This window comes from Arthrobacter sp. APC 3897 (assembly GCF_030407495.1).
GTDB lineage: Bacteria > Actinomycetota > Actinomycetes > Actinomycetales > Micrococcaceae > Arthrobacter_B.
Genome location: NZ_JASDDG010000010.1, coordinates 1 through 16,453, shown reverse-complemented (window position 1 = coordinate 16,453; position 16,453 = coordinate 1). Strand labels below are relative to the sequence as shown.

The 16,453-nt window shown below is 65.8% G+C and carries 12 protein-coding genes; 5 read left to right on the top strand and 7 right to left on the bottom strand.

Annotated features, from left to right (window positions below; genetic code table 11):
* Positions 1–75: 75 nt before the first annotated feature.
* The 3 genes from QMA10_RS06505 to dusB form a co-directional block, all read right to left on the bottom strand.
* Positions 76–3,792 (bottom strand): thioester domain-containing protein, encoded by a 3,717-nt coding sequence (locus QMA10_RS06505; protein ID WP_290167022.1) that lies wholly within the window; start codon positions 3,790–3,792, stop codon positions 76–78.
* A gap of 155 nt (positions 3,793–3,947) precedes the next feature.
* Complete coding sequence (locus tag QMA10_RS06500) at positions 3,948–5,231, bottom strand: deoxyguanosinetriphosphate triphosphohydrolase (protein ID WP_290167021.1); 1,284 nt, start codon at positions 5,229–5,231, stop codon at positions 3,948–3,950.
* 6 nt (positions 5,232–5,237) lie between these two features.
* Positions 5,238–6,410 carry a tRNA dihydrouridine synthase DusB gene (dusB, locus tag QMA10_RS06495; RefSeq protein ID WP_290167020.1) on the bottom strand — a complete coding sequence of 391 codons (1,173 nt, stop codon included), beginning with the start codon at positions 6,408–6,410 and terminating at the stop codon, positions 5,238–5,240.
* Positions 6,411–6,965: 555 nt separating this feature from the next.
* Here dusB and QMA10_RS06490 point away from each other — a divergent pair.
* Genes QMA10_RS06490 through QMA10_RS06480 form a run of 3 tightly spaced genes read left to right on the top strand, consistent with a single transcriptional unit; the run spans position 6,966 to position 10,369 of the window.
* Positions 6,966–7,643, top strand: a complete 678-nt coding sequence (locus tag QMA10_RS06490; RefSeq protein ID WP_290167019.1) for an ATP-binding cassette domain-containing protein — start codon at positions 6,966–6,968, stop codon at positions 7,641–7,643.
* Positions 7,643–9,766, top strand: a complete 2,124-nt coding sequence (locus QMA10_RS06485; RefSeq protein WP_290167018.1) for a YhgE/Pip domain-containing protein — start codon at positions 7,643–7,645, stop codon at positions 9,764–9,766. Before QMA10_RS06490 ends, QMA10_RS06485 begins: the two co-directional genes overlap by 1 nt.
* A 39-nt stretch (positions 9,767–9,805) precedes the next feature.
* The gene (locus QMA10_RS06480; protein WP_290167017.1) at positions 9,806–10,369 is read left to right on the top strand and encodes a TetR/AcrR family transcriptional regulator; all 564 of its coding nucleotides are present in this window, start codon (positions 9,806–9,808) and stop codon (positions 10,367–10,369) included.
* A 54-nt stretch (positions 10,370–10,423) separates the two neighbouring features.
* Here the strand turns inward: QMA10_RS06480 and QMA10_RS06475 are convergent, their stop codons facing one another.
* Positions 10,424–11,776 (bottom strand): YibE/F family protein, encoded by a 1,353-nt coding sequence (locus tag QMA10_RS06475; RefSeq protein WP_290167016.1) that lies wholly within the window; start codon positions 11,774–11,776, stop codon positions 10,424–10,426.
* Positions 11,777–12,009: 233 nt separating this feature from the next.
* Here QMA10_RS06475 and QMA10_RS06470 point away from each other — a divergent pair, with 233 nt between their 5' ends.
* Positions 12,010–12,582 (top strand): TetR/AcrR family transcriptional regulator, encoded by a 573-nt coding sequence (locus tag QMA10_RS06470; protein ID WP_290167015.1) that lies wholly within the window; start codon positions 12,010–12,012, stop codon positions 12,580–12,582.
* 194 nt (positions 12,583–12,776) lie between these two features.
* On the opposite strand, the gene QMA10_RS06465 is transcribed toward QMA10_RS06470, so the two are convergent.
* The 3 genes from QMA10_RS06465 to QMA10_RS06455 form a co-directional block, all read right to left on the bottom strand.
* On the bottom strand, positions 12,777–13,685 hold the full coding sequence (locus tag QMA10_RS06465; protein ID WP_290167014.1) for a GNAT family N-acetyltransferase: 909 nt from the start codon (positions 13,683–13,685) through the stop codon (positions 12,777–12,779).
* Positions 13,685–15,073: a glycine--tRNA ligase gene (locus QMA10_RS06460; RefSeq protein WP_290167013.1), complete on the bottom strand. Its 1,389-nt coding sequence runs from the start codon at positions 15,071–15,073 to the stop codon at positions 13,685–13,687. Before QMA10_RS06460 ends, QMA10_RS06465 begins: the two co-directional genes overlap by 1 nt.
* Positions 15,074–15,276: 203 nt before the next feature.
* Positions 15,277–16,245: a DMT family transporter gene (locus QMA10_RS06455; RefSeq protein WP_290167012.1), complete on the bottom strand. Its 969-nt coding sequence runs from the start codon at positions 16,243–16,245 to the stop codon at positions 15,277–15,279.
* Between the two features lie 70 nt (positions 16,246–16,315).
* Here QMA10_RS06455 and QMA10_RS06450 point away from each other — a divergent pair.
* Positions 16,316–16,453, top strand: a 138-nt coding sequence (locus QMA10_RS06450) for an RNA-binding S4 domain-containing protein (protein ID WP_290167093.1), incomplete at its 3' end; no start/stop codon positions are given.

The following is a 16,453-nucleotide window of genomic DNA, read 5'->3' as shown; positions in this document are numbered from 1 at the left end:
CAGCCGAACAAGGGGATCCCGCGCAGCCGGCGGCTGCGCGGGATCCCCTTGACCTGTCCGGATAACTACTCCGGTCTATTGCTGATCCATACCGTTGTCCTCCGCACGGTTGGACCTGCGGCGGCTGGCCGCCAGGGCGAGGCCGCCCGCGAGGAGCAGTCCGGCCCCTGCGGAGAGGAAGCCGAGGGTTCCGTTGGCACCGGTGGAGGGCAGGTCCGGCCGGGTCGGCTTCACCGGAGCCGGGGTCGGAGCAGGGGTCGGTTTCGGCGTCGGAGCGATCACCGGGCTGTAGGTGTTGATGACAGTTGCCTCAACCCCGCCTCCGGCAGGAACGACAACCGGCTCCGGAAGCTCCGCCGCCACGGTCACCGCGCTGGTTCCTCCGCCGGCAGGCTCGGTGACCGTGCACTCGGTGCCGGTGGGCAGGCCCTCGAACCCGGTGCTGACATTTCCGGTGGTACCGGACGGGATGCTCACCGTTTCGTCCAGAATCGTGCCGTCCGGACCGCACCGCACCCGCAGGACAACCTCGCCCTGCGCGCCCGCCGCGTCACCGGTGATGACCTTGGTGACCACCAGGGTTCCCGGCGTGAACGAGTAGGTGTTAGTGACCGTGGCCGCAACGGATCCGCCAGCCGGAACCGTCACCGGATCCGGCAGATCGGTGGCCACGGAAACCTCGGTGGTGGCCCCGCTGACAGGTTCGGAGACCGCACATTCAGTCCCGGCCGGAAGATCCTCAAACGTGGTGCTCACGTCTTCCTGCGTCCCTGCCGGAATGGTCACCGTCTCGTTGAGCACTGACCCGTCCGGACCGCACAGAACCTGCAGGACTACCTCACCCTGCTGCCCTGCCGCCTCACCGGCAATGGACTTCGTAACCGCCAGGGACCCGGGAGCCAAGGTGTAGGTGTTGGTTACCGTAGCTTCGGTCCCGTCGCCTGCCGGAATGGTCACCGTCTCCGGGAGGACCGTACTGACCTGCACCGTCTCCGTAGCCCCTGTTGTCGGCTCCGTGACCGTGCACTCCGTATCGGCAGGGAGATCATCGAAGACTGCCGGCTCCGGAACAACCGTGCCCGCCGCTATCGTCACCGTCTCATTCAGCACCGATCCGTCCGGACCGCACTGGACCAGCAGGACAATCTCTCCATGCTCAAGTGCAGCCGCCCCGTCGATGGTCTTTGTGACCGTCAAGGTCCCCGGAGCGAAGGTATAGGTGTTGGTCAGAGTGGATTCAACAGTCTCGCCGGCAAGAATTGTCACCGGGTCAGGCAGGATGGTTTCCACCAGGACCGAGTCGGTTTCGCCGGTTTGCGGCTCCGTGACGTCGCAGGACGCTCCGGCCGGGATGTTGGTGTACCGGCCCGAGCTCTGTCCGGTGGCTCCGGCAGGCGCCTGGAATACCTCGTCCAGCACCGTAACCCCGTCCGAGGTGCAGATGACACGGACCTGGATCGTGTCCTGTTGGCCGGCTGCTTCGCCCGTGATCACCTTGGTGGCTACGAATATGCCGGGCCTCAGCGTGTAGGTGTTAGTCACCGTTGCAGTTGCCGTGGCTCCTGCAGCAATGACGACGGCGGTGGGCAGGTCAACGGAGACCTCGATGGTCTCGGTCTCTCCGGTGACGGGTTCCGTGACGGCGCAGGTGCTGCCTTCCGGAATGCCGGCAATGGGGGTGGCGATGGTGCCGGTGGCCTGCGCATCAATGGTGACGGTCTGCTCCAGGGTGGTGGCGCCGTTCAGGGTGCAGGTCACGAGAACCTCCACCTGGCCCTGCTGCCCCGCGGAAGCGCCGGCAATCACCTTGTTCAGGGTGAGCGCGCCGGGATTGACCGTGTAAGTGTCCGTGACAGTCACTTCCACGCCGTCGCCCGCCGGTATGGTGATGGTTCCTCCGGCGGGATCGATCACTGTGGTAACGCTGACCTCAGCGTTGGTTCCGTCCGTGGTTTCCGTGACCGTGCAGCTGGTTCCCGCCGGCAGGTTCTCATATTCCTCGGTGGTCGGTTCAGTGGTCCCCGCAGGAATGGTGATGGTGTCGCTGAGGCCGGAGGTGCAGGTAACCGTCAGGACCACTTCACTCTGGCGTCCGGCGCCGTCCCCGGCGATGTCCTTGCGGACCGCGAAGGTTCCGGGACGGAACTCGTAGGTATCGGTGATGGCGGCTTCCACACTGCCGCCTGCGGGGACAGTAACTGTGCCCTCCCCCGTGACAGTGACGCTGACTGCTTCTGTTTCACCGTTCACGGACTCCGTCACCGTGCACTCCGTGCCTGCGGCGAGGCCGGGGAACTCCGAAGCTTCCGGCTCTGTCTCACCGGCGGCAATGGTCACGGTGGTGTCCAGGACGGTGCTGCCCTCGGACGTGCACACTACGGAGATCTGCACTTCGCCCTGGGCTCCTGCAGCAGTTCCGGTCACGATCTTGCGGACTGCCAGGGTTCCGGGAGTAAAGGTGTAGGTGTCAGTCACGGTCGCCGTGACCGTGTCTCCCGATGTAATGGTCTGGGGCCCCGGCAGGTCCGTGAGGACCGAGACGCTGGTGCTGGAACCGTTGGTTGGCTCGGTGATGGTGCAGACCGTATCCACCGGGATGTCAGTGAACGTCTCGGAGGTCAAGGATCCGGTGCTTCCGGCAGGCACAGTAAAGGTGAACTGATAGTCCGGGCCGCAGTCAATGTTGATGACCACATCACCTTGGCTGCCGGCAGCGGCACCGGCGATGGTCTTGGTGACCTGGAGGGAACCTGTTTCGAAGAATTCGGCCGATGCCGTGGCGTTGGCACTGAGAACCTGCGTGTCGGCCAGGATGAGCTTTTGGGCGGCGGCTGTGCCCGGGGTGTTTCCGTCGTAGAGGAACACGTTTCCTGTGGGCACTGTCACTGCGGCCCGCGCGGTGAGTTCGGCGGGCCCGGTGCTTCCCGAGTCGCTGCGAACCCAGACCTGCGTACCGCTGGGAACAGTCTCCGGAAGCGGAACGGTTCCTGCGGCATCAGCATAGAGACTGAAGCCGTCATCCACGATGAGAGTCACCTCAGCAGCGTTTTCTGCGGCCACCGTGTACGGTCCGGCAACGCCGTTGACGGGGCCTTCAGCGCTGACGGGGGTGATGGTGACATTGGGGACCGCCGGTTCGGGCAGAGGCCCGTCGGCAATAGTCGCGGCCACAATGCTGGATACGGCAGAGTAGAGCGGATGCTGCGGGTTTACGACAAAACCGTCTGTAAAGAACCAGATTGCCGCCTGCACGGCGGCAGCCTTCCCATTGATATCCAGGTTCTCAGGAGCATTCGTAGCGGGGTAATACGTGTTCAGGATCCTTTCCACGTACCCGATGTTCGGCACATTGGATTCATCCCATGTCCCGTTCGTGTACCCGATCCCCACCCGGGTTTCCGTCCGCAGATCAATGCAGTACATCTGTGCAGTGTTTTCACCCGTGACATCTTGGGTATTGATGATGCCGGCGAAGTCCACGTCCTCCCGCTCGTAGGTTGAAGGGATTGCGGTGGGGTATTCCGTGATCGGCCAGTCGGTTCCCAACGGGGGCAGGGCGCCGGTGACAGATCGTCCTTCGCCCGTTGAGCTGATGGTGATGTCCGTCACCTCGGTTGGGGGGGAGTCTCGTACCGGACCATCCGGTGTGGCGTTCGCCGGGCCCGCCATCGGGACGAAGAACATCAGGGAGAGCAGGGCGGCCAGCAGGATGCCCCACCGGCTGCGGCTCCGGGAAGGCTGCGGAGGCCACCCGCGGCGGCGGCGGACGTTGAAATGTGGCTGGTCGCTCATGAAGAGTCCCCCGTGAGAGTTGTCCGGAAGAGGTGCTCCTGCGGCCAGTGGTAACCGAAGGGGTGGATGTTACACCTCAGAGCCGAAACACTAACGAGACACTCCGGGCCCCGCCAGAGTCACCGGGCTTTTTTCATCCAGACAACCGCATGTTCTTACCAGAGTGCCGGAACCGGGCCCACCAGCCGCTCGTGCAGGGCAAGCGCGGACCCGTCGGTGAGTGAGGCGACCTGATCCACGACCACGCGCAGCCGGGCCCCGTCGTCGGCCGCTTCCCGCCAGTCCGCAGCGAACATGGGGTCCAGGTGCCGGTCCCCCGTGGCGGCCAGCTGTGCCACCAGGGCGGTGAGGATTTCGCGCTGCCGCTCATACAGCGGCTGCCGCTGATCAGTGGTCATCACGAAGGTAGTGGCCAGGCCCTTCATGACCGCGATCTCGAGCTTGGTGTCCTCGGGAACCACCATTTCGGCGTTGTAGCGGGTCAGCGGATCGGTGCCGTAGATGCCGCGGGTGGCTTCCAGGGCGCTGTTGCAGAACCGGCCGATCAGCTGGCTGGTCATGTCCTTGAGTGCGGCCATGGACTTGCGGCTGCCGTCCGACTCCCGGACCCACACCGACTCGGCTTCCAATCGTTTGAGGGCCTCGTCGATCGCGGCTCCGTCGGTGCCGGGCAGGTACCACTGCTGGGTGTATCCGATCACCCGGGCGCGCTGGTCCGGGTTGTCCAGCCATTTGAGCTGCACATGGCCGGCCACAATGGCATCCTCGACGTCATGCACGGAGTAGGAAATGTCATCGGCCAGGTCCATGACCTGCGCCTCGAGGCAGGAGCGGCCGGCGGGGGCACCGTCGCGCAGCCAGGTGAAGACGGGCAAATCGTCTTCATAGACACCGAACTTGGTGGTCCGGTGCCCGTTGACCAGCGGAGCGTCGGCAATGGACCACGGGTATTTGCACGCGGCGTCCAGGGAGGCGCGGGTCAGGTTCAGGCCGGCCGGGCTGCCGTCGGGTGCAATGATTTTGGGTTCCAACCGGGTCAGCAGGCGCAGGGTCTGCGCGTTGCCCTCGAACCCGCCGATGGCGTGCGCAATGTCGTTCAGCGCGGTTTCCCCGTTGTGGCCGAACGGCGGGTGCCCCAGGTCATGGGACAGGCAGGCGGCGTCGACGACGTCGGGATCACATCCCAGCGCATTGCCCAGTTCGCGGCCCACCTGGGCCACTTCCAGGGAGTGTGTCAGGCGGGTGCGGACAAAGTCATCCGTGTCCGGAGCAACCACCTGGGTTTTGGCCCCGAGCCGGCGCAGCGCCGAGGAGTGCAGCACCCGGGCACGGTCCCGGCCAAACTGGGTGCGGTTGGTGTTCTTGGCAGGCTCGGTGACCCAGCGTGCAAGGTCAACATCGGTATAGCCTGCGGTTTGGAAAGCCTGCGGAAAGGTCATGGGTGTTTAGCCGCCTGAGATGTTGAGTTCAGCTGCGGAAATGATCGACTTTTGCGCGGCGTTGAGCTCCCGCGATTCCAGCCAGTTTTCCGGCAGCGCTGTCTTTTTGGGTGAGCCCGCACGGCCGCGCGGGCCTTCTGCGTCAACGCCGGGATACGGGGCCTCGGGGTCCAGCTGGTCCAGCAGTTCGCGCAGCACGGCCAGCGTTGGCACGGTGGCCAGCTGCGCACGGAGGTCTCCGCCCACTACGTAACCCTTGAAGTACCAGGCCATGTGCTTGCGGATGTCGCGCAGGGCCATCATTTCCCCGCCGAAGGTTTCCACCAGCAGTTCGGCGTGCCGGTAGACGCTCTCGGAGACTTCCTTCAGGCCCGGGCGGTGGCGGGTTTCGCTGCCCTCGAAGGCTGCCTGCAGGTCGCCGAAGAGCCACGGCCGGCCCTGGCAGCCGCGGCCTATAACGACGCCGTCGACGCCGGTCTGGCGCACCATGGCGATGGCGTCCTCGGCGGACCAGATGTCCCCGTTGCCGAGCACCGGCACGTCCGGCAGGGCCTCGCGCAGCTCGGCAATGGCGTTCCAGTCAGCCTTGCCGGAGTAGAACTGCGACGCCGTGCGGCCGTGGAGGGCAACGGCGGCAACACCGGAATCCCGGGCGATGCGGCCGGCCTCGAGGAAGGTCAGGTGGTCCTCGTCGATACCCTTGCGCATCTTGATGGTGAGCGGGATGTTGGCCTTGGAGGCTTCCTTCACCGCGGTTTGCACGATGGCGGTGAACAGGTCCAGCTTCCAGGGCAGGGCCGATCCGCCGCCCTTGCGGGTGACCTTGGGTACGGGGCAGCCGAAGTTCAGGTCAATGTGGTCCGCCCGGTCTTCCTCCACCAAGATGCGGATGGCGGCACCGACGGTCACCGGGTCCACGCCGTACAGCTGGACGGAGCGGACCTTTTCGTCTTCGTCGTGCTCAATGATGCGCAGGGATTCCGGCGAGCGCTCCACGAGGGCACGCGAGGTGACCATTTCGGAGACGTACAGACCGCCGCCGTATTCGCGGCAGAGCCGCCGGAACGCCTTGTTGGTAATGCCGGCCATGGGCGCCAGGATCACCGGCGTGTCCACGGTGATGGGTCCCAGCTGCAGCGGGGGCAGCTCGAGCTTGAGTTCTGGGGATGAAACAGTCACACCCCCATTCTCGCAAGTCCGTGCAAATCCTGCTCGGATTGTGGGTTTCCCGTCCCTGGCCGTTTTTGGTTTGACCTCAAGGGCATGCCTTGCCTCACTCTTCGAGCGGTCTTGAGGGCTTCCCGGACCTCACCGTTTCAGTTGCCCTGAGGACTTCCTTGGGAGCTTCCTGACGGTGTGGCCGTACGGGATGCCGCTGAAGGAGCGGTTGTGTGGCTTTCACATCCCGACAGCCTTCTCTTGAGCAGGTGCCGGCCATTCAGGGCTTCCAGATCCGGTCCATCGTGCAGATAACGGGCCCAAAAGCCGGTTTTCGGGCAGTTTGAGCCCCGGATCTGCACTATGGATTTCGGGAAGTCCCCTGATGTGCACGAAAGATGTTGGACCTACTCCCCGCTCCAACCGTGCCGGCCCGCGGCTGAGCCGGATCGGCAGACGGCTTATGACCCCCGGGCGCAGTGGTAGACTGACTGGTCAGATTACGCTGACCGGTCAGTACAAAAACACTGGACCGGTCTTCACCGGGAGTTCTCCCGGATTCCCTGAAAGGCACCTGTGCAACCGGTTATTAGAGCGGAAGGCCTCAGCCTGACCGCCGCCCGCGGCCCCGTTTACGGCCCGCTGAACATCGACGTCGACGCCCCCCTCAATGTGCTTTACGGCCCCGCCGGAAGCGGCCGCACCAGCCTGCTTCTGACGCTGGCCGGCCGGATGAAGGCGGAAAACGGCGGCCTTGAGGTCCTGGGCCATACCCTCCCCGGGAATGCCCGGGAAGTCCAGAAGCGCACGGCCATCGCCGGCTTTGCGGATATCGACGGCCTTGAGCCGGGCGTCACCGTCGGTCAGGCCGTCCGGGAACGCCTCGCCTGGCTGGCCCCCTGGTGGTCCTTCCTCGGCAAACCCACCGACCGGCAGGTTGCCCGCGTTTGTGCACCCGTCTTCGGCGAGGCCGAAGTTCCCGCCGCTTCCACGGTGATCTGGAACCTCGGCGAGGCCGAGCATTTCCTCCTCCGCCTGTCCCTGGCCATGCTCAGCGGACCCGGCATCCTCTTCGTTGACGACATCGAACAGGTACACAGCGCGGACGCCCGCCGCCTGGTCTGGGAACGCCTGGCCGCCGTCGCCGCATCCGGCACCACCGTCATCGTTGGCGCTGCTTCCCTTGAACCCGGCCTGTGGGAGGGCCTGAACCCCCAGCCATCCGCTCTGCTGCTCGTCCAGGAGGCCATCTGATGTTTGCACTGTTTTCGCCCGGCACCGAGCTGGCGCGGTTCCGCCGCGGCACGCTGCCGAAGATCGCCGTAGTGGTAATGCTCTTCATTCCTCTGATCTACGGTGCGCTGTATCTGTGGGCTTTCGACTCCCCGGACAAGCACGTGGACGGGCTCTCCGTGGCCCTGGTCAATGAAGACGCAGGCACCACCAAGGACGGCGAGCCCCTCAACGCGGGCGACGAGCTGGTGGACAAGCTCCTGGACGGAGCGGACCTCGAGTGGCACGCCACTGACGCTGCCGACGCGCAGCAGGGTGTTGAGGACGGCACCTACTACCTCTCCCTCACGATTCCCGAAGACTTCTCCGCCAATGCCGTGTCTGTCGGTACTGACAACCCCGTCCCGGCCCGGCTAAACGCCACGTACAACGACTCCAACAACTTCCTGGCCGGGGTGCTCGGCAAGCAGGCCATGGCTCAGGTCCAGGCGGCCGTCTCCTCGGAGCTCGGCGGGCAGGTGGCCTCCACCCTGCTGGTCGGACTGAACGACGCCGGCACCGGGCTCCGCGACGCCGCCGACGGCGCGCACGAACTCAGCACGGGCATTGACTCGGCAGTGGACGGTGCCGGTCAGCTGGTGACCGGCCTGGACAGTCTCGCCTCCGGCACCGTCACACTCCAGGACGGAGCGCTCCGGCTCTCCTCCGGCGCCGGCGAACTGGCCTCGGGACTCTCTACGCTCTCAGCGGGAACGTCGTCACTGTCAGCCGGCAGCAGCGACCTGTCCACCGGTGCGGGGTCACTCGCCGCCGGAACCGCCACCCTGTCCGAGGGTGCCGGCAGCGTCGCCTCCGGCGCGGCCACACTGAATACCGGCCTCGGAACACTCTCGGAGAAGCTCACTGCAGCTGTTCCCCAGGCTGAGACTCTTTCCGCCGGGGCGTCCCAGGTCTCCGCCGGGCTGGACCAGGTTGTTGCCGGGCTCCAGGCCGCAGACCCGGAGAACCCGCTCCTCGCCCAGCTCCAGCCGCTGGCCGCCGGAGCTCAGCAGGTATCCGCAGGCAACGCCACCCTCCAGTCGGGCATCTCCGATGCCGCTGCCGGAACCGGGCAGCTCGCGGCAGGCAGCTCTGCGCTCGCCGCAGGGGCCGGTGACGTGGCCGCCGGCGCGCAGTCGGCCGCAGCCGGCGCCGCCCAGTTGTCCGCCGGCGCAGCGGATCTTGCCTCCGGCGCCGCACAGGTGGATGCCGGAGCACACAGTGCAGAAGCCGGAGCCGGAGAACTTGCTGCCGGCGCCGCCACGCTCAGCGGCGGCACCAACGACCTCGCTGCCGGCGCGGGTGAATTGCGCGACGGCGGCACTGCATTGTCTGCAGGGGCCGAGGAGCTCTCGGCCGGCAGCCATACCCTTGCCGACGCCCTTGCCGACGGCAGCGCAGCGCTGCCGCAGGATTCCAGCGACATGATTGATACCAAGGCCTCAGTCGCCGCCAACCCGGTGGAGTTGGACGCCGAGTACTCCACGGAAGCAGCAAGCTTCGGTGAAGGGTTTGCCCCCTTCTTCCTGGCCCTTGCCACCTTTGTGGGGGCGCTGATCACCTGGCTGCTTCTGCGTGCCCTCCCAACCCGTGCCCTGGCCGCCGGTGTTTCCGGTTTCCGTGCGCTGGCCACCGGACTCGTGCCGGCACTGGCGATCGGGCTCGGCCAGGTGGTCATCATGATGGCCGTCCTCGTCTGGGGCCTGGATATCCATCCTGCCTACCTCATCGGCACCGGTGCGTTCCTGTACCTGACCACGGTCGCGTTCCTGGCCCTGCAGCAGATGCTGATCATCGTGCTCGGCACAGCGGCCGGACGCGTTGCCTCCCTGGTCCTGCTGATGCTCCAGCTCAGCTCCTCCGGCGGAACCTATCCCGTGGAAACCACCCCGGGCTTCTTCCAGGCACTGCATCCGTTCATGCCCGCAACCTACGTGGTCAACGGCCTCCGTGCCCTGATCACCGGCGGCGTGGACGCCCGGATGTGGATTGCCGTCGCATTCCTGGGCATTCTGGCCCTGGTCTGCATCGTCATCAGCTCGGTAACGGCCGGCCGGCAGCGCATGTGGACGATCAAGCGGCTTCATCCGGAGCTGCACCTCTAAGATCAAAGGGAACCAACGCTCAACAAAGGACAACATTCGATGCCACGCGTATCAGGCACCAAGCGGTCTATCCTCGATGCCGCCTTGGAGCTGGCGTCCCTGAACGGGATCACCGGCACCACCATGGAGGACGTGGCCGTGCGTGCCGGCGTGGCCAAGGGCAGCGTCTATTACAACTTCTCTTCCAAGGACAAGTTGTTTGAACAGCTGCTGCTCGACGGCGTTGGTTCCCTTGCCGAAACGCTGCGCTCGGCCCGTGCCGGCAAGACCGGTGCCGCAGCGCTCGGCGCCATGGTGAACGCCATGCTGGAGGCCATTTCCGAAAACCAGCCGCTGGCCAAACTGATTGCGGCCGAGATCTTCAGGACAGACAGGTCCTGGCAGACACCGCTGCAGCTGGTGCGGCGCGAGGCACTGGCGGAGCTGGTGGAAGTGATCCGGCAGGCACATCCGGAGCGCAGGGACGCCGAACTGGTGGCCGGCACCATCTTCGGTGCGGTCCTGGTGGGCGGCATCGAGTGGCTGGTCTTCAGCCCGGACCGTTCCCTGGCAGAGGTTGCCGATTCGGTCATGTTCAGCCTTTCCGGCCGGCTGACCCGCTAGGGCTTCCAGTCCGACCCCGCCGCCCCCTGTCCGGAACAGGCAGATCCGGCCCTGTTACGGCCGGTTCCGCAGTGAGCGGCGGGTCGGCGGGGCGGTGGGGGCGGTACCGGCATCGGACGGTTGCCCGGGGTAACCCGGCCCGGCTGAACCCGCAGCAGCAGGCTCGGCACCGGCGGCTGGAGCCTTGATGCCCACTGCCTTGACCACCAGGACGGCGATGGCCGTGGTGACCGGGATGGCGAGCACCAGGCCCACGGAGCCGACGAGCGTGCGGATCACTTCCTCGGCCAGTTCGCCGCTGGTGATGCTGTCCAGGAATGCCCGGTCGTAGAGCGAAACGAGGATCAGCACCGGAAGCGCCGCTCCGGCATAGGCAAAGGCAATGGTGTAGACGGTGGAGGCAATGTGGTCCCGGCCCACCCGCATGGCGCCGGAAAACAGCCGCTTGGCGCTCGCCCCGGGGGCCAGCTCATACATTTCCCACACGGCGGAGGACTGCGTGATGGTGACGTCGTTGAGGACACCGAGGCCGGAAATGATCAGTCCGCACAGAATGATGCCGGACACCGAGATGTTGTCCGAGGAATTGATGAGCGTGTACGCGTTCTCGTCGTCGACCCCCACCAGATGGGCGGCATCGGTGGCCCATGCGGCCAGGCAGGCCGTGATGGACAGTCCGAACAGCGTCCCCAGCAGCGCCGTAGAGGTCCGTGCCGTCAGGCCGTGCGCAAAGTACAGGACCCCGAACATGATCACGCTCGAACCGATCAGTCCGAGCAGCAGCGGCGGTTTGCCCTCCACCAGGCCCGGCAGGATGAATCCGGCCACCACGGCGTAGGCGCCGGCGAGTCCGATCAGGGCCCGCAACCCCCTCCAGCGCGCGACGGCGATCACCACGCCCGCGTACAGCACGGTCAGCGCGGCCATGGGAATGGACCGGACAAAGTCCACGAAGACGTACGGCGGTGCGCCGCCGCCCTGGGCCATGATGGCTTCCAGGTTCAGGTAGCGGATGGTGTCTCCGGCTTCAATCGCTCCGCCTTTGGCGATCTCGGGCGGAACTTCCACCTGGATGGTGGCGCCGCCGGAACCGGGCACCGTGTAGGCCACCAGGCACTGCTGGGCGGTACCCCCGGCATCGACCAGTGCCTGCGAGGACGGACAGTCCTCCTCGCTGACACGCTGAACCTTGCCGGTGTCGAAGGTGACTCCGTCGGCGGTGGCGTAGGGATCGGACACCGTCACCCCGGTGCGGTCCCCGGAGGGCCAGAGCAGCACCATGCCAATGACGGCGAGCAGCCCCAGCGGAACCAGGATCCAGGTCAGCAGGAGGTTCGCCCGGCGCCGGACAACCAGCGCTGCCGGGGAGGGCGGCTCATCGGAATGCGGGGCATGGCTGTGTCCCATGGGAGGAGTCCTTCGGCTTTGGCGGGGAGTTGAAGCGGAGGCAGTACGGGGTTGCAGCACCGGGGAACGGGCGCAGAAACACGGATCCGCATCATTCTCCCAAGTCCGCACGGTTTCTCCCAAGTTAGCTGATCCGGACGGGCCGGCGCCGGAAATGCCGCGCTCAACGCGGACCTCTAAGATCGAAGCAGGCCGTCACGAAGAAAGCCGTCATGAAGAAAAGGGAACGTTCCATGCCACGCCAGTCAGGTACCAAGCGCGCAATCCTCGATGCCGCGTTGCAGCTGGCCGCGGACAACGGCATCACCGGAACCACCATGGAAAACGTTGCCGAACGGGCCGGTGTCGCCAAGGGCAGCGTCTATTACAACTTCACGTCCAAGGACCGGTTGTTCGAGGAGCTGCTGCTGGAGGGTGTCGGGGTGCTGGCGGAAACGGTGCGCAGCGCCCGCTCCGCGCTGACCGGATGGCCGGCCCTGCAGGCCATGGTCCGGGCGCTGCTGGAAACGGTGGCCGACAACCGCGCCCTGGCCCGGCTGCTCGCCGCGGAAATCTTCCGGACGGACCGCGCCTGGCAGCCTTCCCTGGAGCTGCTTCGCCGTGAAGTCCTGGGCGAGTTCATCATTCCCATCCGGGAGACCGCTCCACCGGCGGAGATGGAGGGCAGGCTGGAGCTGGTGGCCGGCAGCGTGTTTGGCGCAGCTCTGACCGGCGGACTTGAATGGCTGGTCTTCAGCCCCGGGCGCTCGCTGGATGAAGTGACCGAGTCGGTCTTGTACGGGATTTCCGGCCGGCTCGCTGACTAGGCCGGCCGGGACTCTTTAGGCCGTTCCAATACTCGCTAGGGCAGATCATGGGCCTAAATGTGGCTTATGGGCCCGATATCTGTTCTGCAGACGCGGCCACGGGACCCGACACGCGGCCGACGCACCTCCGGGACGACGACGGCGGGTGCCGGCCCCCGAAGGAACCGGCCCCCGCCGTCGTCGTCATGTACCCGCTAGCTGCTGACGATCTCCGTCGCCGGGCCAACCTCGCGGGCGGCACCCTTCTCCAGCAGAGCCTGGATGATCCGTGCTACGGGAGCCATGGATTCATCCACTTCCAGCTGCACCGGATACTGGTACGTGAGCATGGCCAGCAGCGATTCCAGGGCCGCTTCCTGCTCGGACCGTTCCAGCTTTGTGTCGTAGCCCAGGAACACGTCGGCGGGCTCATCGGTGCGGTTGTGCGTGTAGCTCACGGCAAACGCAGCAATCTTTCCGCCCTTGGCCTTGGGCGCGTCGCGCAGCACCACCGCGCCGGCGGCACCCGTGGCGTCATTGAGCAGCATCTGCTGGGCCCGGCCCAGCGTCATGTCTGCCCGGTCCCAGCCGTGCACGCTGTTGTAGAAATCCGCCACGGCCTGGGTCAGTTCCACCGATCCGGTGGCTGCTTCCTCCAGCTGGGGCCCGGCGTCGTCCTGGAACACGGGCAGACTGATCCGGCCCGGTTCCACCACGACCACCCGGGACCGCTGGATCCGGGAGAACCCGGCGGCTGCGGCAAAAGCAGCACCGGACGTGCCCGGCTCCACCTTCGCCCGCAGGGCGGTAACGCCCGACGGCGCCAGCTCGGCTTCCTTGCGCAGCATCGCCAGCAGGGTTGAACCGAGGCCGGCGCGCCGGTTTTCCCGCGCCACTTCCACGTAGATCCACAGCCGGTCCGGATGCAGGGATGTTTCGTAGACGACGCCGGCGGCCACGGGAACGCCGTCATCCTCGGCCACTATGCAGCGGCTCCAGGGCTCGTTGGAGGACGGCCGCAGCACAGCCCGGAACTGTCCGGACTGCACCGTTTCCGGATCGCCCCACAGCTGGTTCAGCTTGAGGTCGTCATCTTCGCGCCATTCGCGGAACGTCAGTGCCATTACGCTCCGATCAACCGGGCGGCGAGGTAGCCCTCGACCTTGTCCAGGCTCACGCGCTCCTGGGCCATCGAGTCGCGTTCGCGCACGGTGACGGCCTGGTCTTCGAGGGTGTCGAAGTCCACGGTGATGCAGAACGGGGTCCCGATTTCGTCCTGGCGGCGGTACCGGCGGCCAATGGCGCCGGCGTCGTCGAAGTCGATGTTCCAGTTCCGGCGCAGCTGCGCGGCGAGGTCCTTAGCCTTCGGGGACAGGTCCTCGTTGCGGCTCAGCGGCAGCACGGCGGCCTTGACCGGTGCCAGGCGCGGATCCAGCTTCAGCACGGTGCGCTTGTCGACACCGCCCTTGGCGTTGGGGGCCTCATCCTCGGTGTAGGAATCCACCAGGAACGCCATGAAGGAACGGGTCAAGCCGGCGGCGGGCTCAATCACGTACGGAGTGAAGCGCTCGTTGGTGGCCTGGTTGAAGTAGCTGAGCTCAGTGCCGGAGTGCTTGGAGTGCGTACCGAGGTCGAAGTCGGTGCGGTTGGCGATGCCTTCCAGCTCGCCCCACTCGGAGCCCTGGAAACCGAAACGGTATTCGACGTCGGTGGTGCCCTTGGAGTAGTGGCTCAGCTTTTCCAGCGGGTGCTCGAAGAGGCGCAGGTTCTCCGGGTCAATACCCAGGTTCACATACCAGTTGAACCGGTTTTCGATCCAGTATTTGTGCCACTCCTCGTCCGTGCCGGGCTCAACGAAGAATTCCATCTCCATCTGCTCGAACTCGCGCGTGCGGAAGATGAAGTTGCCCGGCGTGATTTCGTTGCGGAAGCTCTTGCCGATCTGGCCGATGCCGAACGGCGGCTTCTTGCGTGAGGTGGTGAGCACATTGTTAAAGTTCACGAAGATGCCCTGCGCGGTTTCGGGGCGCAGGTAGTGCATGCCCTCTTCATTGGCTACCGGGCCGAGGAAGGTCTTGAGCAGGCCGGAAAATTCCTGCGGCTCGGTCCACTGTCCCTTGGTGCCGCAGTTGGCGCAGGCGATGTCGGCCAGGCCGTTTTCCGGGGCGTGGCCCTTCTTTTCCTCGTAGGCCTCTTCGAGGTGGTCTGCGCGGTAACGCTTGTGGCAGCTCAGGCATTCAACCAGCGGATCGGAGAAGACCTCAACGTGGCCGGAGGCCTCCCAGACCTGGCGCGGGAGGATGACGGCGGAGTCCAGCCCGACGACGTCGTCGCGCCCGCGGACCATGTGCTGCCACCACTGCTTCTTGATGTTTTCCTTGAGTTCGACGCCCAGGGGGCCGTAATCCCATGCAGAGCGGGACCCGCCGTAAATCTCACCCGACTGGAAGACGAACCCCCTGCGCTTGGCGAGGGAGATGATCGGATCCAGTTTGGATTTGGTCGAAGCCATGGAATGGTACCGCCGTTCTTTCGTGTCTGCGCAGGCCGCTGGGTGCGGTCCGCCTATGGTCCCGTTGCAGTGTGCACCGGCAGGTTGCGCGGCGAGGAACTGCAAAAGGCAAAAAGCTACAACTACCAGCTTAAGGTCACTGCGGCCAAAGCCCGGCACCGGGCACGTGGAACCGGAACAGCCGGCCCGTCACACGGCACCCTTTAGCGGCGGCGCAGCACCCCGGGCATGTTCCAGGGCAGGGTGGCCACCACAATGGCGGCGAGGGTCAGCCCGGTGCCCAGCACCGTTGCGGCGACGACGACGGTGCCCGGCGCGGGCAGGAAAATGTCCAGCAGCAGCGAGCCCACCAGCTGCCCGCCGATCATGCCCAGGCTGGTCAGCAGCACTCCCAGGCTGCGCACCAGCAGGGCGCTCAACCCGATAAACACGCAGCCCAGCGGACCGCCAAGGTACAGGTACCACTCCCCCGGCAGCGGATCACCAAACCCGGACACGGCCACCTTGATCAGCCAGCAGACCAGCAGGACGGCGGCACCGGAGATGAAGTTCACGAGGGTTGCGGTGATCGGCGTGCCGTAATGCATGCCCGTGGTGCCGTTCATGGCGTACTGGAAACTCATCAGCATCCCCGCGGTCAGGGGCAAAAGGACCGGCAGAAGGTCTGCGGCCGAGGATCCACCGCTGAGCTTGGGACTCACGGCCCAGGCGACGGCGGCGATGGTCAGCACCGCCCCCACCACCCGCATCACGGTCAGGGCTTTCTTGCCTGCGGGCCCGATGCCCAGCCGGTCCACCACCAGCCCGGTCATGGTTTGGCCCGCGACGGCGGCCACGGTGAACACAGCAACGCCGAGCACCGCCACAGTGAGGGTTTGGGAGAGCACGAAATAGCCGCCAATGGCGCCGGCCAGCACGTAGTAGCGCGGAAACCGGCGTTCCCGCAGGGCCGGGATTAGCTGGGCGGCTCCGGCGCGACCCTTAGGCAGCACTACGGATATAACGATCATGAGTAACAACCCCATGGAGAAAGCGATGAGGGCCGCCGCCAGGCCGTCGTCAATCCTCTCGCGCAGGGCGCCGTTGGCACGCGCCTGCGCGGGAATGGCCGTCCCGGCCAGGACAGCAAGGGGCAGACCGATCAGCGGATTGATTCGCACAGCATTTGGCACGGACTTACCCTACGCCAGGGCCGCCGCACGGCCGGAATCGGCGGGGAACAATATCCGGCAGAATGGAGGGATGAGTAATACCGACCCCCAAGACCTTCCCATCCGCGACGAAATGATCCGCCTGGGCCAGCTGCTCAAGCTGGCCGGCCTGGCCGAAGACGGCATCCAGGCCAAGCAACTGATCGAAGACGGCCTGGTGAAGGTCAAC

What these genes read in the sequence shown, in the direction of transcription:
- QMA10_RS06500 (WP_290167021.1), bottom strand. Translation starts at nt 5,231, where the DNA reads ATGACCTTTCCGCAGGCTTTCCAAACCGCAGGCTATACCGATGTTGAC.
- QMA10_RS06470 (WP_290167015.1), top strand. Translation starts at nt 12,010, where the DNA reads ATGCCACGCCAGTCAGGTACCAAGCGCGCAATCCTCGATGCCGCGTTG.
- QMA10_RS06505 (WP_290167022.1), bottom strand. Translation starts at nt 3,792, where the DNA reads ATGAGCGACCAGCCACATTTCAACGTCCGCCGCCGCCGCGGGTGGCCT.
- QMA10_RS06480 (WP_290167017.1), top strand. Translation starts at nt 9,806, where the DNA reads ATGCCACGCGTATCAGGCACCAAGCGGTCTATCCTCGATGCCGCCTTG.
- QMA10_RS06460 (WP_290167013.1), bottom strand. Translation starts at nt 15,073, where the DNA reads ATGGCTTCGACCAAATCCAAACTGGATCCGATCATCTCCCTCGCCAAG.
- QMA10_RS06485 (WP_290167018.1), top strand. Translation starts at nt 7,643, where the DNA reads ATGTTTGCACTGTTTTCGCCCGGCACCGAGCTGGCGCGGTTCCGCCGC.
- QMA10_RS06475 (WP_290167016.1), bottom strand. Translation starts at nt 11,776, where the DNA reads ATGGGACACAGCCATGCCCCGCATTCCGATGAGCCGCCCTCCCCGGCA.
- QMA10_RS06465 (WP_290167014.1), bottom strand. Translation starts at nt 13,685, where the DNA reads ATGGCACTGACGTTCCGCGAATGGCGCGAAGATGACGACCTCAAGCTG.